The 21,956-nt window shown below is 72.3% G+C and carries 21 protein-coding genes, 2 tRNA genes and 1 riboswitch; of the genes, 10 read left to right on the forward strand and 13 right to left on the reverse strand.

From position 1 onward, the window contains the following. Positions 1-18 precede the first annotated feature (18 nt). From ABZX67_RS21680 to ABZX67_RS21690, 3 genes are all read left to right on the forward strand, one after another. Positions 19-549: a GNAT family N-acetyltransferase gene (locus ABZX67_RS21680; protein WP_355362566.1), complete on the forward strand. Its 531-nt coding sequence runs from the start codon at positions 19-21 to the stop codon at positions 547-549. Positions 550-570: 21 nt separating this feature from the next. Continuing rightward, positions 571-736, forward strand: a riboswitch (cobalamin riboswitch). Positions 737-873: 137 nt separating this feature from the next. Then, positions 874-3,240, forward strand: coding sequence for a ribonucleoside-diphosphate reductase subunit alpha (locus ABZX67_RS21685; protein ID WP_355362568.1), 2,367 nt, complete (start codon positions 874-876; stop codon positions 3,238-3,240). Next, positions 3,240-4,250 (forward strand): ribonucleotide-diphosphate reductase subunit beta, encoded by a 1,011-nt coding sequence (locus ABZX67_RS21690; protein ID WP_355362570.1) that lies wholly within the window; start codon positions 3,240-3,242, stop codon positions 4,248-4,250. The genes ABZX67_RS21685 and ABZX67_RS21690 overlap by 1 nt, the downstream gene beginning before the upstream one ends. A 55-nt stretch (positions 4,251-4,305) precedes the next feature. Here the strand turns inward: ABZX67_RS21690 and def are convergent, their stop codons facing one another. From def to ABZX67_RS21730, 8 genes are all read right to left on the reverse strand, one after another. Then, the gene (def, locus tag ABZX67_RS21695; protein ID WP_355362572.1) at positions 4,306-4,938 is read right to left on the reverse strand and encodes a peptide deformylase; all 633 of its coding nucleotides are present in this window, start codon (positions 4,936-4,938) and stop codon (positions 4,306-4,308) included. Positions 4,939-5,009: 71 nt separating this feature from the next. Beyond that, positions 5,010-5,990 carry a hypothetical protein gene (locus ABZX67_RS21700; protein ID WP_355362573.1) on the reverse strand — a complete coding sequence of 327 codons (981 nt, stop codon included), beginning with the start codon at positions 5,988-5,990 and terminating at the stop codon, positions 5,010-5,012. Between the two features lie 111 nt (positions 5,991-6,101). Then, a complete protein-coding gene (locus tag ABZX67_RS21705) occupies positions 6,102-7,367 on the reverse strand; it encodes an HD domain-containing protein (RefSeq protein WP_355362575.1) in 1,266 nt (421 codons plus the stop codon). After that, on the reverse strand, positions 7,364-8,818 hold the full coding sequence (locus tag ABZX67_RS21710; protein WP_355362577.1) for an HD-GYP domain-containing protein: 1,455 nt from the start codon (positions 8,816-8,818) through the stop codon (positions 7,364-7,366). The genes ABZX67_RS21705 and ABZX67_RS21710 overlap by 4 nt, the downstream gene beginning before the upstream one ends. 122 nt (positions 8,819-8,940) lie before the next feature. Beyond that, on the reverse strand, positions 8,941-9,252 hold the full coding sequence (gene rsrA / locus ABZX67_RS21715) for a mycothiol system anti-sigma-R factor (RefSeq protein ID WP_355362579.1): 312 nt from the start codon (positions 9,250-9,252) through the stop codon (positions 8,941-8,943). Next, positions 9,249-9,905 (reverse strand): sigma-70 family RNA polymerase sigma factor, encoded by a 657-nt coding sequence (locus ABZX67_RS21720; protein WP_355362581.1) that lies wholly within the window; start codon positions 9,903-9,905, stop codon positions 9,249-9,251. Before ABZX67_RS21720 ends, rsrA begins: the two co-directional genes overlap by 4 nt. Before the next feature lie 255 nt (positions 9,906-10,160). Beyond that, positions 10,161-10,811 (reverse strand): alpha/beta family hydrolase, encoded by a 651-nt coding sequence (locus ABZX67_RS21725; protein WP_355362583.1) that lies wholly within the window; start codon positions 10,809-10,811, stop codon positions 10,161-10,163. A gap of 48 nt (positions 10,812-10,859) precedes the next feature. After that, entirely contained in the window at positions 10,860-11,675 is an 816-nt protein-coding gene (locus ABZX67_RS21730) for an SOS response-associated peptidase (protein ID WP_355362585.1), read from the reverse strand. A gap of 131 nt (positions 11,676-11,806) precedes the next feature. Here ABZX67_RS21730 and ABZX67_RS21735 point away from each other — a divergent pair, with 131 nt between their 5' ends. The 4 genes from ABZX67_RS21735 (at position 11,807) to ABZX67_RS21750 (ending at position 15,369) form a co-directional block, all read left to right on the forward strand. Further along, positions 11,807-12,520, forward strand: a complete 714-nt coding sequence (locus ABZX67_RS21735; protein ID WP_355362587.1) for a M50 family metallopeptidase — start codon at positions 11,807-11,809, stop codon at positions 12,518-12,520. A gap of 86 nt (positions 12,521-12,606) precedes the next feature. Continuing rightward, positions 12,607-13,926: a 3-phosphoshikimate 1-carboxyvinyltransferase gene (gene aroA, locus ABZX67_RS21740; RefSeq protein WP_355362589.1), complete on the forward strand. Its 1,320-nt coding sequence runs from the start codon at positions 12,607-12,609 to the stop codon at positions 13,924-13,926. A 4-nt stretch (positions 13,927-13,930) separates the two neighbouring features. Further along, positions 13,931-14,944 carry a ribosome small subunit-dependent GTPase A gene (rsgA, locus tag ABZX67_RS21745; protein ID WP_355362591.1) on the forward strand — a complete coding sequence of 338 codons (1,014 nt, stop codon included), beginning with the start codon at positions 13,931-13,933 and terminating at the stop codon, positions 14,942-14,944. A 95-nt stretch (positions 14,945-15,039) separates the two neighbouring features. Continuing rightward, positions 15,040-15,369, forward strand: coding sequence for a multidrug efflux SMR transporter (locus ABZX67_RS21750; protein WP_355362593.1), 330 nt, complete (start codon positions 15,040-15,042; stop codon positions 15,367-15,369). Here the strand turns inward: ABZX67_RS21750 and ABZX67_RS21755 are convergent. Next, the gene (locus ABZX67_RS21755) at positions 15,261-15,896 is read right to left on the reverse strand and encodes a TetR/AcrR family transcriptional regulator (protein ID WP_355362595.1); all 636 of its coding nucleotides are present in this window, start codon (positions 15,894-15,896) and stop codon (positions 15,261-15,263) included. The genes ABZX67_RS21750 and ABZX67_RS21755 overlap by 109 nt on opposite strands. Before the next feature lie 120 nt (positions 15,897-16,016). Between ABZX67_RS21755 and hisN the strand changes: the two genes are divergently transcribed. Next, on the forward strand, positions 16,017-16,817 hold the full coding sequence (hisN, locus tag ABZX67_RS21760) for a histidinol-phosphatase (RefSeq protein WP_355362597.1): 801 nt from the start codon (positions 16,017-16,019) through the stop codon (positions 16,815-16,817). 164 nt (positions 16,818-16,981) lie between these two features. Next, positions 16,982-17,389, forward strand: coding sequence for a CBS domain-containing protein (locus ABZX67_RS21765; protein ID WP_355362599.1), 408 nt, complete (start codon positions 16,982-16,984; stop codon positions 17,387-17,389). 90 nt (positions 17,390-17,479) lie between these two features. Here ABZX67_RS21765 and ABZX67_RS21770 read toward each other — a convergent pair whose 3' ends face one another. Beyond that, positions 17,480-18,931 (reverse strand): catalase, encoded by a 1,452-nt coding sequence (locus tag ABZX67_RS21770; RefSeq protein WP_355362601.1) that lies wholly within the window; start codon positions 18,929-18,931, stop codon positions 17,480-17,482. Positions 18,932-19,074: 143 nt separating this feature from the next. Here ABZX67_RS21770 and ABZX67_RS21775 point away from each other — a divergent pair, with 143 nt between their 5' ends. Next, positions 19,075-19,491 (forward strand): Fur family transcriptional regulator, encoded by a 417-nt coding sequence (locus tag ABZX67_RS21775; protein ID WP_355362603.1) that lies wholly within the window; start codon positions 19,075-19,077, stop codon positions 19,489-19,491. Between the two features lie 152 nt (positions 19,492-19,643). Here ABZX67_RS21775 and ABZX67_RS21780 read toward each other — a convergent pair. The 3 genes from ABZX67_RS21780 to ABZX67_RS21790 form a co-directional block, all read right to left on the reverse strand. Next, a tRNA-Met gene (locus ABZX67_RS21780) sits at positions 19,644-19,717 on the reverse strand. 90 nt (positions 19,718-19,807) lie between these two features. Then, entirely contained in the window at positions 19,808-21,670 is a 1,863-nt protein-coding gene (locus tag ABZX67_RS21785) for a tetratricopeptide repeat protein (protein WP_355362605.1), read from the reverse strand. Between the two features lie 212 nt (positions 21,671-21,882). After that, positions 21,883-21,956 (reverse strand) — tRNA-Met (locus tag ABZX67_RS21790).

Consider the following 21,956-nt stretch of genomic DNA (forward strand, 5'->3'; position numbering starts at 1 on the left):
CTTGTGCACTCTGACCCCATGGACATCACCATCAGGGCGGTACGGCCGGAGGAGTACGAGGCGCTGGGCGAGCTCACGGCGCAGGCGTACCTCGGCGACGGGCTGCTGGCCTTCGCCGACAGCGACGAGTATCTGATCGAACTGCGGGACGTGGCCCGCCGGGCCGCCGAGGCCGAGGTCCTCGTGGCCGTGGAGCGAGGCGCCGTGGAGCCGGGCGCCGTGCAGCAGGCCGAGCGGCTGCTGGGCGGCGTGACGTTCACCGCGGGCGGCGGGCCCCTCGCCGAGCTGGCCGGCGACGGCGAGGCCGAGATCCGGATGCTCGCGGTCGCGCGGGCGGACCGGCGGCGCGGCGCCGGGGAGGCGCTCGTCCGGGCGTGCGTCGAGCGGGCGCGGGCGGCGGACGGCTGCCGCCGGGTGGTGCTCTCCTCGCAGCAGGCGATGCGGACCGCGCACCGCGTGTACGAGCGGCTGGGGTTCGTACGGACCCCGGAGCGCGACTGGGTGCCGGTTCCGGGGGTCACGCTGCACACATACGCGCTACCGCTGTAACAGCGTGACTTGTGTCGGCCGACACAAGATGTGGGGGGTGGTCCAGCGACCGCCCCCCACATGTATGCTCATCTCGCTGTCGCCGCAGGGGAATCCGGTGCGAATCCGGAACTGTCCCGCAACGGTGTGTTGGTGTGCCTTTGTGCCTCCACGAGTCCGAGCACCTGCCGACAGCGCGCCCGGCCGTCCGGTCCGGGTGCCCAGACGTCCGGGCCTCGCGGAGTGGGCCGGTGGACGCGGATTCGTGCGCCCCTGTGCCCGGTGGCGCCCCGCTCCCCTGCCCGCGCCGCCGGTGGCCCCGAGCCGAGCGAGGGAGAGCCCCACGTGACCATCGCGCCAGCCGATCCGGTGTCAGCGAGCCAGAGCGACGGGAACGACACGAGCGACGGTCCCGGGACCGTACTGCTCCGCACCCTGACCGACCTGACCGCCGACCTGCCCGACACCGACCCCGGCCGGGTCGCCGCCGCCGCGCTGCGCGGCCGGCACGCCGGATCGGACGAGGCGGAGCTGCGGGAGCTCGCCACCGAGGCGGCCGCCGGCCTGATCGCCGAGGACCCGGCGTACTCGCGGCTCGCGGCCCGGCTGCTGACCATCGGCATCGCGGCGGAGGCGGCCTCGCAGGGGGTCACGTCCTTCTCCGGGTCCGTCGCCGTGGGCCACCGCGAGGGGCTGATCGCCGACCGCACCGCCGCGTTCGTCCGCGTACACCGCGAGCGGCTGGACGGGCTGGTCGATCCGGCGGCCGACGACCGGTTCGGCTACTTCGGGCTGCGCACGCTCTACTCGCGCTATCTGCTCCGGCATCCGATCACGCGCAAGGTGATCGAGACGCCGCAGCACTTCATGCTGCGGGTCGCCTGCGGGCTGGCCGAGGACGACAGCGTGCGCGCCCTGGACGAGGTCGCCGCGCTGTACGGCCTGATGAGCCGCCTCGACTACCTGCCCTCCTCCCCCACGCTCTTCAACTCCGGTACGCGCCATCCGCAGATGTCGTCGTGCTACCTCCTGGACTCGCCGCTGGACGAGCTGGACTCCCTCTACGACCGCTACCACCAGGTGGCGCGGCTGTCGAAGCACGCGGGCGGCATCGGCCTGTCGTACTCGCGCATCCGCGCCCGCGGTTCGCTGATCCGGGGCACGAACGGGCACTCCAACGGCATCGTGCCGTTCCTGAAGACCCTCGACGCCTCGGTCGCGGCCGTGAACCAGGGCGGGCGGCGCAAGGGCGCGGCCGCCGTGTACCTGGAGACGTGGCACGCGGACATCGAGGAGTTCCTGGAGCTGCGCGACAACACGGGCGAGGACGCCCGGCGCACCCACAACCTCAACCTCGCGCACTGGATCCCGGACGAGTTCATGCGCCGGGTCAACGCCGACGCCGAGTGGTCCCTGTTCTCGCCGTCGGACGTGCCCGAGCTGGTCGACCTGTGGGGCGACGAGTTCGACGCCGCGTACCGCGCCGCCGAGGCCAAGGGTCTCGCCCGCAAGACCATGCCGGCCCGTGACCTGTACGGGCGGATGATGCGGACCCTGGCCCAGACCGGCAACGGCTGGATGACGTTCAAGGACGCCTCGAACCGTACGGCCAACCAGACCGCCGAGCCCGGCGCGGTCGTCCACTCCTCCAACCTCTGCACCGAGATCATCGAGGTGACGAACGACGGCGAGACCGCCGTCTGCAACCTCGGCTCGGTCAACCTCGGCGCGTTCGTCAGCGGCGGGGACATCGACTGGGAGCGGCTGGACGAGGCCGTCCGCACGGCCGTGACCTTCCTCGACCGGGTCGTCGACATCAACTTCTACCCGACCGAGCAGGCCGGGCGGTCCAACGCCCGGTGGCGGCCGGTCGGCCTGGGCGCGATGGGCCTCCAGGACGTCTTCTTCAAGCTGCGGCTGCCGTTCGACTCCCCCGAGGCGCGCGCCCTGTCCACGCGTATCGCCGAGCGGATCATGCTGGCGGCGTACGAGGCCTCCGCCGACCTCGCCGAGCGCAACGGCCCGCTGCCCGCCTGGGAGCAGACCCGCACCGCGCGCGGCGTGCTGCACCCGGACCACTACGACACCGAGCCGACCTGGCCGGAGCGGTGGGCCGCCCTGCGCGCGCGCATCGCCGCCGTCGGCCTGCGCAACTCGCTGCTGCTCGCCATCGCGCCGACCGCGACGATCGCCTCGATCGCCGGTGTGTACGAGTGCATCGAGCCGCAGGTCTCCAACCTCTTCAAGCGCGAGACGCTGTCCGGCGAGTTCCTCCAGGTCAACTCGTACCTGGTGGAGGACCTCAAGCGGCTCGGCGTGTGGGACGCGCAGACCCGCGAGGCGCTGCGCGAGGCGAGCGGCTCGGTCCAGGGCTTCTCGTGGGTGCCGGAGGAGATCCGCACGCTGTACCGCACGGCGTGGGAGATCCCCCAGCGCGGCCTGATCGACATGGCGGCGGCGCGTACGCCGTTCCTGGACCAGTCGCAGTCGCTGAACCTGTTCATGGAGACGCCGACCATCGGGAAGCTGTCGTCGATGTACGCGTACGCCTGGAAGCAGGGCCTGAAGACGACGTACTACCTGCGCTCGCGCCCGGCGACCCGTATCGCGCGCGCCGCCCAGGCGTCCGCCCCCGTACCCGCCCAGGTGACCCCGGAGGACGCGGTCGCCTGCTCCCTGGAAAACCCCGAGTCCTGCGAGGCCTGCCAGTAATGTCCGTTGCGAAAAACCTTCTCGACCCGGGCTTCGAGCTCACCCTCCGCCCCATGCGCTACCCGGACTTCTACGAGCGCTACCGGGACGCCATCAAGAACACCTGGACCGTGGAGGAGGTCGACCTCCACTCCGACGTCGCCGACCTCGCCAAGCTGACGCCCGGCGAGCAGCACCTGATCGGCCGGCTGGTCGCGTTCTTCGCGACCGGCGACTCGATCGTCGCGAACAACCTGGTGCTGACGCTCTACAAGCACATCAACTCCCCCGAGGCGCGCCTGTACCTGTCGCGGCAGCTGTTCGAGGAGGCCGTGCACGTCCAGTTCTATCTGACGCTGCTCGACACCTACCTCCCCGACCCGGAGGACCGGGCGGCCGCCTTCGACGCCGTGGAGAACATCCCCTCCATCCGCGAGAAGGCGGAGTTCTGCTTCCGGTGGATGGACTCCGTCGAGAAGCTGGACCGGCTGGAGTCGAAGGCCGACCGCCGCCGCTTCCTGCTCAACCTCATCTGCTTCGCCGCGTGCATCGAGGGCCTGTTCTTCTACGGGGCCTTCGCCTACGTGTACTGGTTCCGGTCGCGCGGGCTGCTGCACGGCCTGGCGACCGGCACCAACTGGGTGTTCCGCGACGAGACGATGCACATGAGCTTCGCCTTCGACGTGGTGGACACGGTCCGCAAGGAGGAGCCGGACCTCTTCGACGACCAGCTCCAGCAGCAGGTCACCGACATGCTGCGGGAAGCCGTCGAGGCGGAGCTGCAGTTCGCCCGCGACCTGTGCGGCGACGGCCTGCCCGGCATGAACACGGACTCCATGCGCGCCTACCTGGAGTGCGTCGCCGACCAGCGCCTGATGCGCCTCGGCTTCGCGCCGGTGTACGGCTCGGAGAACCCGTTCTCGTTCATGGAGCTCCAGGGCGTCCAGGAGCTCACGAACTTCTTCGAGCGCCGTCCGTCCGCCTACCAGGTGGCGGTCGAAGGCTCGGTGGACCTCGACGAGGACTTCTGACGTACGAGGAGGGCCCCGCTCACCGGGTGAGCGGGGCCCATCGGGCTCGTAGAGGTCAGTCGTTGGCGACGACCGGGTAGCGCGGCGTACCCGCCTCCATCTGCTTCAGCGCGTCCTTGCGGTCCCGCTTCGACAGCCGGTCGATGTACAGGTAGCCGTACAGGTGGTCCGTCTCGTGCTGGAGGCAGCGGGCGAAGTACCCGGTCCCGCGCACCTTGATGGGGTTGCCCTTGGCGTCCTGGCCGCGCACCACGGCGTAGTCCGGCCGCGCCAGCGAGGCGTACGCCGTCGGGACGGACAGGCAGCCCTCGTTGGAGTCGTCGAGCACGCGCAGCTCCGGCGGCAGCTCCTCCAGCACGGGGTTGCAGACGACGCCCACGTGCCGGACGCCCTCGTCGTCCGGGCAGTCGTAGACGAACACCTTCAGGTCCACACCGATCTGGTTGGCCGCCAGGCCGACGCCCTCCGCGGTCCGCTGGCTGGCGAACATGTCGTCGATCAGCTGGGCCAGCGAGTCGTCGAACTCGGTGACGTCCTTGCACTCCTTGTGGAGCACCGGGTTCCCGACGACGGTGATCGGGCGGGACGTGCCGCGCTCCCGGTGGGCGCGCTCGCGCTCCTCGCAGTCCTCCGTGTCGATGATGAAACCCTCGTCGTCGACGTACGGAACCGTCTCCTGCTGCGCCATGTCCGCCTCTGCGCCTTTCTCAGTACCCGATGCATGCATGCCTGATGTGCTGGTACAGCCTACGGCCCGGCTCAGCAGACCTCTTCGAGATCCCGCCACTCGCGGCTGTCCGGGCTGTCCGCCACCCAGCCGTCCAGCAGCCCGCGCACCAGCCCGGCGGGCGCCGCGATGCCGCACTCGCGCTCCGGGACCCACAGCTCGCCCGGCGAGCGGTGCCCGAGCGGCCCCGGGTGCCCCGGCTCGCTGTGGTCGTGCGGGTCCAGGTGCTCGCCCTCGCCCTCGGCGCTCGGCATGCGCGACTCGGAGCAGGGCCGGCACAACAGCCGTACCGACGAGGACCAGTCCTCTGCGGCGAACCCGGCGTCGGCCGCCAGCTGCTCCAGGGCGTCCCGGTCGGCCTCGGTGGCCGCCTCCAGGAGCACCACCCAGGTCGGTACGGGCGACGGCGCCCACAGCTCGATCTCGTCGAACACCGGGAAGCTGTGCCCGGCGGACGTGGTGCGCTCTCCATTGGGGACCCCGTCGTGCAGGACGACCTCGCCCCAGCGCCGGCCCGAGGACGGCAGCGGAATGGAGAGCACCTCTATCCGGGCCGGGTCGAGCCTGCGGCCCCACACCACCTCGGCCTCGCCCTCCGGCGACAGCCGTACGGCGGCGCTGCCCAGCTCCATCCCGGTCGGCTCACCGCTCGCCGCGGCGTCCCCCGGCACCTTCAGGCCGTACGCCTGCCAGGCGCGGCGCGCCAGCGGCCAGTCCTGGAGCGCGGTGGCGGCGATGCCGACGTTCCACCAGTCCGGGGCGCCGGTGTCCTTGTCGAGCAGCGCGACCGCCCGCAGGCCCGCCGTGCGCGCCTGCTCCCAGTCGTGCCGGAACTTGTGCAGCAGCGCCAGGTTGAACCAGGACTCCGAGAGCCAGGGCTCCAGGTCCGCCGCGCGCGTCAGCAGCGCCCCCGCGTCCTCGTACCGCCCGTCCCCGATCAGCGTGAACGCGCGGTCGGTGGCCTGCCGCCACGAGGCGGAGGGCCGATGCCGTACCTTCCCGAAGATCCTCACGATTCCCGCCTGCCGGTCTGCCGGTCGCTTTCGCTGAAGGTCTCTGCCCCCGGACACCCTCTTGTTCGCATCCAACCATGCCGGGTCGGGCGCCCGCTCATTACCCATGGGTTACCCAGGTGTGCGACCGGTGACGCAGCCCCGGGCCACCACTCTGGCCAGGGATTCCACCACCGCGGGGTGGTAGTCGCGCGCGGTGCCCAGCCTCAGCTGCTCCAGGGCGGTGAGGGACCCCTGGGCGGTTTCCCCCGCCAGGTCGTCGTACGCGTTGACGGCGCGGACGATCCGGGCGGGCAGCGGCTGCTCCCGGTACGGGTCGGCCTGCCGCTCGACGACGACCGCGACGGCCGCCGGGACGCCGGTCTGGCGGACCACGGCCCCGCCGAGGAGGGCGATACGCCGCTGCTCGGCGGCCGGGAGGAGGGCGGTGGCCCCCTCGGGTACGGGGTCGACCAGGGACAGCTGTCCGATGTCGTGCATCAGCGCGGCGTACTCCAGCACGGTCAGGTCGGGTTCCGACAGCCCCAGCTCCCGCCCCACGGCGAGGCTGAGCGCGGCAACCCGATGGGCATGTCCCGGGGTCGTGTACCCGGCGATCTCGGTGGCACGCGCGAGGGAGGCGATGGTCTGGCGGTACGTGGCCCGGACGGCGGCGTACCGGCGGAAGGACAGCTGGGTCAGGAGCAGGGGTACGCAGAAGAGGGGCAGCGCCCACAGCCCGGCCGCCGCGACGGCGAGGGCGATGACGGCGCCGGTCGCGCACACCGCGGAACCGACGCCGAGCAGGGCGCGCAGTTCGTCGCGGAGGAGGGGCCCGAAGCGGTAGCCGGTGCGGGCCCGCAGCATGAGGGCGGCGAGCACGGCGTCGCACAGGGCGGTCAGCACCAGCAGGAGGACCAGGAACAGGGCATAGAAGGGGCCCTGCCCGACGGTCTGGTCGAGCCGGCCGGAGTTGTAGAGGGGCTGGAAGCAGACGGCCGCGAACGCCGTGGTCAGCACCCGACGGGCCAGGTGGTCCAGCGCCGGACCGCAGCCCCGGGCGACGTGCGGTACGGCTCCGGCGAGCGCCGCGGCGAAGACGACGGCGACCGTCTGGAGCACCCCGTGCGTGGTGGGCCGCCCGGCGGACTCGCCGAGCAGGGCGTACGCGAGTGCCCCGGCGGCACCGAGGGGCGCGGCTTCGCGGCCCCACGGCTCCGCGAGCACGGGCGCCGCCACGCCGGGCCGGGCGGCCCAGCGGGCGAGCTCCCCGACGGCGATGAGCAGGCCGAAGGCGAGCGCGGTGCCGGGCTCGGCGACGCCGTGCCACAGCGTCCAGGCGAGCCCGGCGGCGGTGAGCGCGGCGGCCGTCGCGTGGACGGCCCTGAGCGCCCTCACCGGGCCCGGCCCCGGGCGCGGTCCGGCGCGGTGTCGGGGGCGCCCTCGGACGTGCCGGAGGGCGGCGGCTCCGGGGGGCGCGGCCGGTCACGCGGTGGAGGGACGTTTCGGCGTGCCGGGTCGCGGGAGTCGTCGGCGGTGACGGCCGGCTCCCAGCCGTACCGCTCCAGCGCCCTCACCAGGGCCCGTACCATCCGGGGGTCGAACTGCGTGCCCGCGCACCGCTCCAGCTCCGCCAGCGCCGTGGCGACCGGCCGCGCGCGGCGGTAGGAGCGGGTCGACGTCATCGCGTCGAAGGCGTCCGCCACGGCCACGACCCGGGCGAACTCGGGGATCTGGCGGCCGCTCAGCCCGTACGGGTAGCCGCTGCCGTCCATCCGTTCGTGGTGGTGGAGGATCGCCGCCCGCGCCTCGCCCAGGAACCCGATGCCGCGCACCATCTCGTGCCCGTACTCCGGGTGCAGCTCGATCACCCGCCGCTCCTCCGGGGTCAGCGGCCCGTCCTTGCGCAGTACCCGCGTCGGCACGCCGAGCTTTCCGACGTCGTGCAGGATCCCGGCGAAGCGGATCACCTCAAGGCGCGCCTCGTCCATGCCCAGCTCGCGGGCGATGAGCACCGACGCGTGGCCGACGCGCTCGCTGTGGCCGCGGGTGTAGGTGTCCTTGATGTCGACGGCCTGGACCAGGGCCCGGATCGTCGCCTGGTGCGCGGCGCGCTCGCGGTGGACTTGCGCGAACATCCAGCAGGAGACGTACATGGGCAGCAGCACGAAGAGCGCGGCGGGCCAGCCGTACGGGCTGCGCCACAGGACGGCCATCATCAGCCCGGCCAGCCCGTGCACGGCGTGCGGCGCCAGCGAGCGCGGCAGCAGCCCGCGCCAGGCGCTGCGCAGCGGCAGGCGCTCGGCGGTGGCGAGGATCCCGCCGTCGAGGGCGGTGAGGACGAGGCAGAAGGCGAGCGCCGAGACGCTCGCGGGGAGCAGCACGTACGGGAAGCCGGGCGCGGCCGACAGGGCGTCGGGGCCGCCGCCGAAGGCGACCGACGTCCGGGCGGCGGCCCACGCTGCCGCCCATGCGGCGATGGCCAGCCGTGCGGCGCGCCAGATCCGCCGGGGTGCGGCGGGCCGCTGCTCGACGGGGGCGGCCAGGGCCCCGGGTACGGCGACGAGGGCGGCCGCGGCGGGCGGCAGCAGCAGCGCGGCGGCGAGCAGGACGGGGAAGAACGACCCGGCGCTCACCGGTACGGAGGAGCCGCCGGGCACCCGCCAGGTCGCGCGGCCGGTGGCCGACCACCGGGCGGGCCACTCGCAGAAGGCGTAGAGCGCGGCGAGGAGCGCGACCGCTCCCCACGGGGTCTCGGCGGCCGGGTCGAGCGCGGGCAGCGCGCACGCGGAGGCGCACAGCACGGCGCCCGCGAGGTATGCGCACGCCCCCACCGGAATGCCCGCCACCGTTTCCGCCTCCCGCCGGCCCTCCGAATCGAGCGCCAGGCTACGAGCCGGTGCCCTCCCGGTGGCGGCGGACGGAATCGATTAGCCCCTTCGGGTGACCGACCCGCGGATCGGCCCCGCGCTCACTCCTGGGTGGCGGGTGCGGGCCCGGCGGACACGTCGTGGTCGGGCACGGTCTCGCCGGCGCGGATCAGCTCGATCCGCCCCATGACCTTGGCCCGCAGGTCGCTCGGTACGTCGTCATGGCCGCAGCACCGCTTGACCAGCTTCTTCACGGCCTGCTCCAGCCCGTACTTCTCCAGGCACGGGGAGCACTCCTCGAAGTGCACCTCGAACTTGGTGCAGTCGCTGTCGGGCATCTCACGGTCGAGGAACTCGTAGAGATGGTCCAGGACCTCTGCGCATTCCGTCTCGTGCGGCTCTCCGCAGCTCATGAGCCCGAGCCTTTCCCGTTGTTCGACGACTCTCCGGCGCCCGCGGGGACCAGCCCGCGTTCGCGGGCGTAGTCCTCGAGCATGCCGCGCAGCTGGCGGCGGCCACGGTGCAGTCGGGACATCACCGTACCGATGGGTGTCCCCATGATGTCCGCGATCTCCTTGTACGCAAAGCCCTCTACGTCGGCCAGATACACGGCGATGCGGAACTCCTCCGGGATGGCCTGGAGGGCTTCCTTCACGTCGGAGTCGGGCAGGTGGTCCAGCGCCTGCGACTCGGCGGAGCGCAGACCGGTGGACATGTGCGACTCGGCGCGGGCGAGCTGCCAGTCCTCGATCTCCTCGGCGGCGCTGCGCTGGGGCTCCCGCTGCTTCTTGCGGTACGAGTTGATGAAGGTGTTGGTGAGGATCCGGTACAGCCAGGCCTTGAGGTTGGTCCCCTCCCGGAACTGGTGGAAGGACCCGTACGCCTTGGCATACGTCTCCTGGACCAGGTCCTCGGCGTCGGCCGGGTTGCGCGTCATGCGCAGGGCCGCGGAGTACATCTGGTCGAGGTAGCCGAGGGCGTCCCGCTCGAAGCGCGCGTTGCGCTCGGACTCCGTCTCCTCGGGGCCTTCGTTGGTCCCTGTGTCGGTCCCAGTGACCGGACCCACCTCCTCCAGCGCTGTGGCGAGACCGAGTGCGGACCCGCTCGAATCGGAGAATAGTCGACCTTCCGGCGCCGGTCCCTTCCGATTCGCTCCGCCCGGTGCCCGGACAGGGACGGTCCTGGCCGCGGGAAGCACGGTCCACTCCAGCTCAGTGGCCGTGGACCGGCTCGGGCAGATCATCGAACCCATGCGACGGACTCCCTCTCCTGGCTCTGCTCTGTTCACCGACGCCCGTCACAACAACGTCCTGCCCGCTCCTCATTCCCGCAGGGCACCCGCCCACTTCCCGACCGCGCCGGTGATCACCGCGAGCGCCTCCTCCTGGGTCAGCGGCGCCCGCTTCGGCACGGCGAACCCATGGTCCCCGTAGGGGACCTCCACGAGCTCGTACCGGCCTTCCTCCCGCCCCTCCGGGAATTCCGCCGGCTTGCCGAAGGGGTCGTTCCCGCCCTGGACGACGAGGGTCGGTACGCCCGCGCCGAGGAGCTCCTGCGCCCGGGAGTTCTCCGGCCTGCCCGGCGGGTGCAGCGGGAAGCTCAGCGCCAGAACGGCCCGGGCGCCCAGCTCGCGGGCGGTGCGACAGGCGACCCGGGCCCCGGCGCTGCGCCCTCCTGCCACGATCGGCAGGCCGGGCACGCGCAGGGCGTGCCAGAGGTCCCGCCAGGCGGCGTCGAGGGTCTTGGGCGCGGGGGCCAGCTTCTTCCCGGCGACGCGCCACGGCTGTTCGACGAGGGCGACGGTCACCCCGGCGGCGGGCAGGCTCGCGGCGAGCGCCTGGAGGTCCCGGGCCTCGACGCCGCCCCCGGCGCCGTGGCCGAGGGCCAGGACGAGGCGGGCGTCGCCCTCGGCGGCGTACCAGGTGATACGGGCGTCGCCGACACCGGTCGGCACGATCTCAGCTTCTGTCACGGTGCCATGGTGCCGCGCCCGCCCCGGAAACCCGGGCCGTGAGCCTCTCTAGAAGAGGGTTTCCTCCACCGGGCCGGGCAGCTCCTCGACCAGCTCGGGGCCGTTGTTGCGGACGTTGCTGACGGCCGGCGTCACCGGGTAGGCCCGCATCAGGCCGGCGGGCGGCGGCGTGAGCAGCGAGCGCAGGTCCTCCACCTCCGTACGGGCCGGGTCCAGCCAGGCGTCCCAGCGGTCGGGCGTCAGCATCAGCGGCATGCGCGGGTGGATGTCGGCCAGCGAACGCGGTCCCTCCGCGGGGGCCACGCCCAGGGGGTCGGTGTCCGCCTCCGTGGTGATCACGGAGCAGGTGGCCCACCACGCCTGCGGATGGTCGGGCGGAAGGGTGGGGTCGCGCCAGAACTCGTACAGGCCCGCCATCGCGAAGACCGAACCGTCGGCGGGCGTGACGAAGTACGGCTGCTTGCGCGTGCGCTTGCGCTTGCCCTGCTCCTCCAGCTGCCGCTCGTCGGCGCCGGTCACCCACTCGTAATAACCGTCGGCGGGCAGGATGCACCGGCGCGTGGTGAAGGCCTGCCGGAAGGAGGGCTTCTCGTGGACGGTCTCCGCCCGTGCGTTGATCATCCGGGCGGCGCCCTCCGGGTTCTTCGCCCAGGACGGGACGAGCCCCCACTTCAGGGCCCGCAGCTGCCGGACCGGGCGCCGGGTATCCGCTCCCTTGAGGGGGCGTTCGAGGACCGCGTAGACGTCCTTGGTGGGAGCCACGTTCCAGTCGGCGTCCAGGCTCTCCTTGGGATCCCACTTCTCGACGCCGAAGAGACCCGTCAGGTCCTCGGGCCTCCGGCTCGCCGCGTACCGTCCGCACATCGTGTGACCACCCCTCCTGTGTGTGCGGATACGAGCCTAGGACCTGTCCCCGGACGGGCGGGGCTTGAGCCCGGGCCCGCCGGACGCGGAGGATGCTCCGTACGCCCACGATCCCAGGGAGCAGCCCCACCATGGACAGCACGAGCCTCGCCGACCTCTGGGACCGCCTCATCGGTACCCAGCCGGCCCCCGACAGGTGGCTCGTGATCGCCACGGCCGTCGCCGCCCTCGCCGTCACGGCGCCGCCCGGACTCTGGCGCCTCTCGCGCAACGCCATCACCATCGCCCACGAGGGCGGCCACGGCCTCGTCGCCCTGGTCAGCGGCCGCCGCCTCCAGGGCATCCGGCTGCACTCCGACACCAGCGGCCTGACCGTCAGCCGCGGCAAGCCGACCGGGCTCGGCATGATCCTCACGGCGGCCGCCGGCTACACCGCGCCGCCCCTGCTCGGCCTCGGCGGCGCCTGGCTGCTGGCGGCGCACCGCGTCACGCTGCTGCTGTGGGTGGCGACGGCGCTCCTCGCGGCCATGCTCGTCATGATCCGCAACGCGTACGGCGCGCTCACCGTGATCGTCACCGGCGCCGCCTTCCTGCTGGTGTCGTGGCTGACGGGGCCGGACGTCCAGTCGGCGTTCGCGTACAGCGCCGTGTGGTTCCTTCTTCTGGGCGGTGTCCGCCCCGCCTTCGAGCTCCAGGCGAAGCGGCGGCACGGAGGGGCGCCGGACTCGGACGCCGACCAGCTCTCCCGGCTCACCCACGTACCGCCCGCGCTGTGGCTGTTCCTGTTCCACGCGGTGTCGGTGTGCTCGCTGATCGGCGGGGCGCGCTGGATGCTGGGGCTGTGAGCCCCGCGGGGAGCGGACCGGTCAGCTGATCATGAGAACCCGGCGCAGGTGACCTCTGGCCATAGGGCCCGTCTAAAGTGAGGGGCATGACCGATAGCAGCCCCGCGCCCTCCGACTTCTGGCCCGCTCCCCACGCACGCGGCGCCGTCGACGCGACCGTCACCGTGCCCGGGTCCAAGTCGGTCACCAACCGTGGCCTGGTCCTCGCCGCGCTCGCCTCCGAGCCCGGCTGGCTGCGCCGCCCGCTGCGCTCGCGCGACACCCTGCTGATGGCCGAGGCCCTGCGCACCATGGGCGTCGGCATCGAGGAGGGCGTGGGCCCCGACGGCACCGGCGAGCGGTGGCGCGTCATCCCGGCGGGCCTGCACGGCCCGGCCACCGTCGACGTCGGCAACGCCGGCACGGTGATGCGCTTCCTCCCGCCGGTCGCCGCGCTCGCCGACGGCCCGGTCCACTTCGACGGCGACCCGCGCTCCCACGAGCGGCCGCTGCACGGCGTGATCGACGCCCTGCGCGCCCTGGGCGCCCGCATCGACGACGACGGGCGCGGCTGCCTGCCGCTGACCGTGCACGGCGGCGGCGCGCTGGACGGCGGCGCGGTGGAGATCGACGCCTCCTCGTCGTCGCAGTTTGTCAGCGCCCTGCTGCTGTCCGCGCCGCGCTTCAACCAGGGCGTCGAGGTCCGCCACACCGGCGCCAAGCTGCCGTCCATGCCGCACATCCGGATGACCGTCGACATGCTGCGCGCGGTCGGCGCCCAGGTCGACGAGCCGGAGACGGGTGGCGAGCCGAACGTGTGGCGGGTCTCCCCCTCCGCGCTGCTCGGCCGCGACCTGACCGTCGAGCCGGACCTGTCCAACGCGCAGCCGTTCCTGGCCGCCGCCCTGGTCACCGGCGGGCGGGTCACCATCCCCGACTGGCCGTCCCACACCACGCAGCCCGGTGACGCGCTGCGCGAGATCTTCACCGAGATGGGCGGTTCCTGCGAGCTCACCGAGCAGGGCCTGACCTTCACCGGTACGGGCACGATCCACGGCATCGACGTGGACCTGAGCGAGGTCGGCGAGCTCACGCCCGGCATCGCCGCCGTCGCCGCGCTCGCCGACTCGCCCTCGACCCTGCGCGGCGTAGCCCATCTGCGGCTGCACGAGACGGACCGCCTGGCCGCGCTCACCAAGGAGATCAACGAGCTGGGCGGCGATGTCACCGAGACCGCGGACGGGCTGCACATCCGCCCCCGCCCGCTGCACGGCGGCGTCTTCCACACGTACGACGACCACCGCATGGCGACCGCCGGTTCGATCATCGGCCTCGCCGTCGACGGCGTACTGATCGAGAACGTGGCGACGACCGCCAAGACCCTGCCGGACTTCCCGCAGATGTGGACCGGAATGCTCGAGGCCTGACGACATGCGCCGCTACGGCAAGCACACGGACGAGGACGACATCCGTTCGCGGCCCAACCGCAAGGGCAACCGTCCCCGCACCAGCATCCGCCCGAAGCACGAGGACGCGGCGGAGGGGATGGTCCTGACCGTGGACCGGGGCCGTCTGACGGTGCTCGTCGACGGCCGTACGGTCATGGCGATGAAGGCCCGCGAGCTGGGCCGCAAGGCCGCCGTGGTGGGCGACCGGGTCTCGCTCGTCGGCGACTTGTCCGGCAAGAAGGACACGCTGGCCCGGATCGTACGGATCGAACCCCGCGCCTCCGTCCTGCGCCGTACGGCCGATGACGACGATCCGTTCGAGCGGGTCGTGGTGGCCAACGCCGACCAGCTGGCCATCGTCACCGCCCTAGCCGACCCGGAGCCCCGGCCCCGGCTGGTCGACCGCTGCCTGGTCGCGGCGTTCGACGGCGGACTCGAACCGCTACTGGTGCTGACCAAGTCGGACCTGGCGCCGCCCGAGAAGCTGCTGGAGCTGTACGGCGCCCTCGACATCCCGTACGTGGTGACCAGCCGCGAGGAGCTGTACGACGGGCACACCGCCGCCGACCGGGTCCGCGAGTACCTCGCCGGCCGCACCACCGCGTTCGTCGGCCACTCGGGCGTCGGCAAGACGACGCTCGTCAACGCGCTGGTGCCGGAGGACAGGCGCCGGCTCACCGGTGACGTCAACGCGGTGACGGGACGCGGCCGGCACACCACCACCTCGGCGCTGGCGCTGCCGCTCGACCGCGCGGACGGATGGGTGATCGACACCCCGGGCGTGCGGTCCTTCGGACTGCACCACGTGGACCCGTCCCGGGTCATCAACGCCTTCCCCGATCTGGTGCCGGGCACGGAGGGCTGCCCGCGCGCGTGCAGCCACGACGAGCCGGACTGCGCGCTGGACGAGTGGGTGGCCGAGGGCCACGCGGATCCGGCGCGGCTGTACTCGCTGCGGCGACTTCTCGCCACGCGCGAGCGACGCGAAGGCGACTGACGCGCGCACGTCTGCGTTTCCCGCCGCCCGGCGAGTGCATAATCGCACCAAGTCGGACGAAGCAGTCACGGATCACCACGGACGCGGGAGGCACTGTGAGGACGGCGTGGCTGCTGGTGATTGTCGCCGGTTTACTGGAGACGGGTTTCGCGGTCTGCCTCAAGCTCTCGCACGGCTTCACCCGGCTGTGGCCGACGGTCGCCTTCGCCTGTTTCGCGCTCGGCAGCTTCGGGCTGCTGACCCTCTCGCTGCGGAAGCTGGACGTCGGTCCGGCGTACGCCGTGTGGACCGGCATCGGGGCGGCGGGGACCGCCATCTACGGCATGATCTTCCTCGGCGACCTGGTGTCGACGCTGAAGATCATCTCGATCACGCTGGTGATCGTCGGGGTCATCGGCCTCCAGCTGTCCGGCTCCTCCCACTGAGGCGCGACGACGTACGACAGCGCCAGCCGTACGAGCAGCTCGCACGCGTCCCGGTCCATGCCCGGGCCCGCCGCCGCCCGCAGCCGGTCCCGCACCGCCGCCACCAGCTGTCCCGGCTCCGGGGGCCCCTCGTCGGCGCGGCGCTGCGCGGGCGGGGCGGCCGCCACGCGGGCGCGGGGGCGGGCGGGGCGGGGCGCCGGGAGCCGCTCGGTCCAGCAGCCGGTGAGCAGGGCGCGCAGCAGGGGTTTCGCCCGAGCCTCCCGGACGGTCCATTCGGTCAGTGAGAGGAACCGGTCGACGGGGTCGGTCCGCTCGGCCAGGACCCGTTCGACACCGCGCAGGTACGCGTCCGTCTCATGCCGCACCAGGGCGCGGGCCAGGCCCTCCTTGCTGCCGAACTCGTTGTAGAGCGTCTGCCTCGACACTCCCGCGACGGCCGCCACCTCCACCATCCGCACCGCCGGCCAGGGCAGGTCGGCGAGCACCGCGAACGCGGCGTCGAGCAGGGCGTCTCGGGCAGTGGGCAACGTCGCCTCCCAGACCAGCGGCTCTGCACCAGGCGGCTCTGTGCTCAGAGTTGACGGGTGGCCACGCACTGTCAAGACTCCCCGCGGAAGGCGCTGGTCCGCCGGGATAGAGTGCGGGCCATGGCCGATTACCACGATGATCTGCGTCTTGCCCACGTCCTCGCGGATGCCGCCGACGCCGCCACCATGGACCGGTTCAAGGCGCTCGACCTCAAGGTCGAGACCAAACCGGACATGACGCCGGTGAGCGAGGCCGACCGGGCCGCCGAAGAGCTGATCCGGGGCCAGCTCCAGCGGGCGAGGCCGCGCGACGCGATCCTCGGCGAGGAGTACGGCGTCGAGGGCACGGGGCCGCGCCGCTGGGTGATCGACCCGATCGACGGCACCAAGAACTACGTCCGGGGCGTGCCGGTGTGGGCGACGCTGATCTCCCTCATGGAGGCGGGCGAGGGCGGCTTCCAGCCGGTGGTGGGCGTGGTGTCGGCGCCGGCGCTCGGGCGCCGCTGGTGGGCGGCGAAGGGGCTGGGCGCGTACACCGGGCGGAGCCTGTCGTCGGCGACGCGCATCCACGTGTCGAAGGTGGCGGACGTGTCCGACGCGTCGTTCGCGTACTCCTCGCTGAGCGGCTGGGAGGAGCAGGGCCGCCTGGACGGCTTCCTGGACCTCACGCGCGCGTGCTGGCGTACGCGCGGCTACGGCGACTTCTGGCCGTACATGATGGTCGCCGAGGGCTCGGTGGACATGTGCGCGGAGCCGGAGCTGTCCCTGTGGGACATGGCGGCGAACGCGATCGTGGTCCAGGAGGCGGGCGGTGTCTTCACCGGTCTGGACGGGAAGCCGGGCCCGCACAGCGGGAACGCGGCGGCGTCGAACGGCCTGCTGCACGAGGAGCTGCTGGGGTATCTGAACCAGCGTTCCTGAGGCCCCCGAGGCCACCGAGCACGGAGCGTCGTGGCGTATGTGCGCCAGGTGACGCAGACCCCTTGTTGCAGCCCGGCCGGGCTGCCACTCTGAGAGTCCCCCCACTTGTGAACTTGTGAATCCGTTCTCGAAGAGAAGGTTCACCCAAGGAGGTGGCTCCATCCATGCTCGTCCGTGACGCCATGAGCACGGTGGTCCTCACCATCGGACCCGCCCACACACTCCGCCAGGCGGCCGCCCTGATGGCGGCGCGCCGCGTCGGCGCGGCCGTCGTCCTGGACCACGACACCAGCGGCCTCGGCATCCTCACCGAACGCGACATCCTCGTATCCGTCGGCGCCGGTCAGAACCCGGACCTGGAGACCGCCGGCGCGCACACGACGACCGACGTGGTCTTCGCCGCACCGTCGTGGACCCTGGACGAGGCCGCCACCGCCATGGCCCACGGCGGTTTCCGGCATCTGATCGTGCTGGACGGCACCGGGCCGGTCGGCATCGTCTCCGTACGCGACATCATCCGCTGCTGGGCGTCGCCCGTGCGGCGGCGCGAGGCGGCGGCGGCCCTGGCGTAGGAGGCGCCACGCCACGGCCACGGACAGGCCTGAGGGCCGGCCCCCGTGCGGGAGCCGGCCCTCTGCCTACGACAAGCGATCCAGTGCTGTTCAGCCGCGCAGGGCCTGGACCGCGGCCTCCAGCCGCTTGCCGTAGTCTCCGTCGGCCTGACGGAAGTTGTTGATCGCACGCTCGACGATGTCGTCACGCGAGACCTTGGCGATGAAGCCGGAGAGGTTCTCGATCAGACGGTTCTTCTCGTCCTCCGACATCAGCCGGTAGAGGTTCCCCGCCTGGACGAAGTCGTTGTCCTCGGCGTGGATGGGCGCCGGCTGCTCGCCGGTCGCGCCGGTCACCGGGATCGGCGCCCACAGCGGGCGGTCGATCTGGTGCGGGCCGCCGAAGCTGTTCGGCTCGTAGTTCTTCGCGCCCTTGTGGCGGCCGTCGTACAGGAAGCCGTCACGGCTGTTCGTCCGCGCCTCGGTGGCGTGCGGGCGGTTCACCGGCAGGTGGTCGGCGTTGATGCCGACGCGGTAGCGGTGGGCGTCGCCGTACGCGAAGAGGCGGCCCTGGAGCATCTTGTCCGGCGACGGACCGATGCCCGGCACGAAGTGGGCGGGGCTGAAGATCGACTGCTCGACCTCGGCGAAGATGTTCTCCGGGTTGCGGTTGAGCTCCAGCTTGCCGATCTCGATGACCGGGTAGTCCGCGTGCGGCCACACCTTGGTCAGGTCGAACGGGTTGAAGCGGTACGTCGCGGCGTCGGCGGCGGGCATGATCTGCACACCGACGGTCCAGGACGGGTACTCGCCGCGCTCGATCGCCTCGCGCAGGTCGCGCTGGTGCGAGTCCGGGTCCTCACCGGCGAGCTTGTTGGCCTCGGCCTGCGTGAGGTTCTTGATCCCCTGGTCGGTCTTGAAGTGGTACTTGACCCAGAAGACCTCGCCGGCCTCGTTGTTCCACTGGAAGGTGTGCGAGCCGAAGCCGTCCATGTGGCGGTACGAGGCGGGGATGCCGCGGTCGCCGAAGAGCCAGGTCACCTGGTGCGTCGACTCGGGCGACAGGCTCCAGAAGTCCCAGACGTTGTCCGCCTCCTGCGAGCCGGTGTACGGGTCGCGCTTCTGGGTGTGGATGAAGTCGGGGAACTTGATGGCGTCCTTGATGAAGAACACCGGGGTGTTGTTGCCGACGAGGTCGTAGTTGCCCTCTTCGGTGTAGAACTTCAGCGCGAAGCCGCGCGGGTCGCGCACGGCGTCGGCCGCACCGAGGTTGCCCGCGACGGTCGAGAAGCGGAGGAAGACCTCGGTCTCCTTGCCGACCTCCGAGAGGAACTTCGCGCGGGTGTACGGGGTGACGTCGGCCGTCACCTTGAACGTGCCGTACGCACCGGCGCCACGCGCGTGGACCACGCGCTCCGGGATGCGCTCGCGGTTGAAGTGCGCGAGCTTCTCCAGCAGCAGCTGGTCCTGGACCAGAACGGGACCACCGACGCCCGCGGTCTCGCTGTTCTGGTTGTCGGCCACCGGCGCGCCGGCCTCCGTGGTAAGCGGTCCCTGCGTCACGTGCGCCTCCTGCGTCATTCCTGCAAGTCCTGTCCCTTGGCTAATGCCGTCCCCGATCCTACAATGGACATTGTCTAAGTCAAGCGTCTATCCAAAGCCACACCCGTTCGGGACTGAGTCCCCTCCCTGTTAGGCTGGTTTCCATGAGCGACCTGTTGGAACGACTGCGCGGACGCGGCTGGCGTATGACCGCGCAGCGCCGTGTCGTGGCCGAGGTCCTCGATGGCGAACACGTCCATCTGACGGCTGACGAGGTCCACGCGCGCGCGGTGGAACGACTCCCGGAGATCTCCCGAGCGACCGTGTACAACACGCTGGGTGAGCTGGTGTCCCTGGGCGAGGTCCTGGAGGTCTCCACGGACCGCCGCGCCAAGCGGTACGACCCGAACGCCCACCGGCCGCACCACCACCTGGTCTGCGCCCAGTGCGGCGCGATCCGCGACGTGCATCCGTCCGGCGACCCGCTGTCCGACCTGCCGGACACGGAGCGCTTCGGCTTCACGATCTCGGACGTGGAGGTCACGTACCGCGGCGTGTGCCCGAACTGCGCGACCGCCTGACGTTGACGGCCTGACGTTGACTGCCTGACTCGTTCGGGTGAAAGGCCCCCGGTTCTCCCGGGGGCCTTTTTCCGTGCTGTTGCCAGGCTTGCACGCTTGCAGGCGGAAACACCGAAGGCCCGGATCCTGAGGATCCGGGCCTTCGGTTTCAGTAGCGGGGACAGGATTTGAACCTGCGACCTCTGGGTTATGAGCCCAGCGAGCTACCGAGCTGCTCCACCCCGCGTCGTTGAACACAACCTTACGGGACGGCGTGGACCAGTGCAAATCCATAAGCGGGCCTTGGAGAGTGAGCTGCGTTACGCGACGGGTCGCGCTACGCGGTGAGCTCCTGGTGCAGCGCCTCGCTGAGCCGCGCCGCCCGCTCGGCCACCTCCGCCGGGCCCAGCTCGACCGCGCGGGTGCACCAGCGGCGCCCCTCGGCCAGTTCGCCCCGACGGGCGGCGAGCAGCGCCAGGCGCAGGGCCGCCCGGCCGTGCCCGGCGCGCGCGGCGCGGGTCCACCACAGGGCCGCCTCGCGCTCGTTCCCGTCGCGGGCGAGCAGCAGGCCGAGGTTGAACGCGCCGTTCCGGCTGCCCGCCTCGGCGGCCACCCGGTACCAGCGGGCCGCCTCCGTGGTGTCCCCGCGCGCGGCGGCGAGCATGCCGATCCGCACCTGGGCACGGCGGTGGCCCTGCTCGGCCGCCCGCTCGTACCACTCCTCGCACTCGCTCTTCGCCGCCTGCGGCTCGCCCAGCGCGGGTGCGCCCGGAGGCGGCTGGCGCGCGTCGAGGACGCTGGCCAGGCGGAACGCCGCCTCGGCGCTGCCGCCGCCCGCGGCGATCCGCAGGTGGCGCTCGGCCTCCTGCTCGTCGCCGTCGCGGAGCCTGGCGATGCCGACCTGGAGCGCGGCCTCGGTGTGGCCGGCCGCGGCGGCCCGCTCGTACCAGGTCAGCGCCGTACGGTCGTCGTCGCGACCCGCGTAGAGGATGCCGAGGTTGAAGGCGGCGTCGACGCTGCCCGCCTCGGCCGCCTTGGAGAACCACGGCTCGGCGCCGTTCGGGTCGCCGCTCTGGAGCAGCAGGATGGCGAGGGCGTTGGCGGCCTCGCGGTGGCCGGCGTAGGCGGCGCGGCGGTACCACTGCTCGGCCTGGGCGACGCGGTTCTGGGCGGCGTACAGCAGCCCGAGGTTGTAGGCGCCGTTGACGTCGCCCGCGTCGGTGGCCGCGCGGTACCAGCGCTCGGCGGTCTGGTGCTCGCCGCGGGCGGCATGCAGGGCACCCAGCGCGTTGGCGGCGTTGCCGTCGCCGTCCTGGGCGGCGCGCAGCCACCACACGGCGGCGCTCTCCTCGTCGCCCGCGTCACGCAGGAGGAAGCCCAGCGCGCAGGCGGCGCGGGGCTCGCCGTCCTTGGCGGAGGTGAGGTACCAGCGGCCGGCCTCCTTGAGCTCGCCGCGCTTCTCGAGGATGGCGCCGAGGTGGAGCGCGGCGCGGCGGTGCCCGCGGGCGGCGGCCTGCCGGTACCACTGCTCGGCGGTCTCGGTCGCGGCGCCGGTGCCGGTACCGGCGCGGAGGCGGGTGCCGGTGCTGCTCCCGAGGCGGGTGCCGGTGCTGGGGCCGGTGCCGGTCTCGGTGGCGCCGTCACCCTGCTCCTCCGCCTTGCGCTCCAGCGCGCGGGCGAGGCGGTAGGCGGCCTCGCGGTGGCCCTGCTCGGCGGCGGCGCGCAGCCAGCGCTCGGCGCCGACGTCGCTGCGGTGCTCCAGCAGGTCGGCGAGGGCGTACGCGCCGAGGGCGTGGCCCTGCTCGGCGGACTGGCGCAGCCAGTACTCGGCGGCGGGTTCGTCGCCGCGCTCGCGGTGGTAGCGGCCCAGCGCGTGTGCGGCGGCGGCGGAGCCGGCCACGGCGGCGATGCGCCACCAGCCGGCGGCCTCTTCGGTGTACCCGCGCTGGTGCAGCAGGACGCCGAGGTTGTTGGCGGCGGCACGGTCGCCGTCGGCGGTGGCGGCGCGCAGGTACGGCTCGGCGCCGTCGAGGTCGCCGCGGCGCAGCAGCATGGCTCCGAGGATGCTCATCGACGCGGTGTTGCCGTCGTCGGCGGCGCGGCGGTGCCGTGCCTCGGTCTCGACGGCGTCGCCGGTCTCCGCGCCGTCCACAAACCGCCCTGTTTCCAAAAGCGTTGCCCTGTCCCCCATGAATTCCATCGTCGCACCACCCGCAACCCGCGTACACCTGGTATACCGCAGCCAGTGAGGTCACTTCAGCGTTTTGTCGACATGCCCACAGGGAGACAAGTCAAACACGAGTCACTCCAACTGCCCCCCTCGGGACGCGGCTTGACGCCCCCTTCCTTACCCCTCTCCCCCAGCACACACCAAGGGCCCGGATCTCGAAAGATCCGGGCCCTTGGCTTCAGTAGCGGGGACAGGATTTGAACCTGCGACCTCTGGGTTATGAGCCCAGCGAGCTACCGAGCTGCTCCACCCCGCG

The sequence above is a fragment of the Streptomyces sp. NPDC003036 genome (genome assembly GCF_040611175.1).
Classification (GTDB): domain Bacteria; phylum Actinomycetota; class Actinomycetes; order Streptomycetales; family Streptomycetaceae; genus Streptomyces.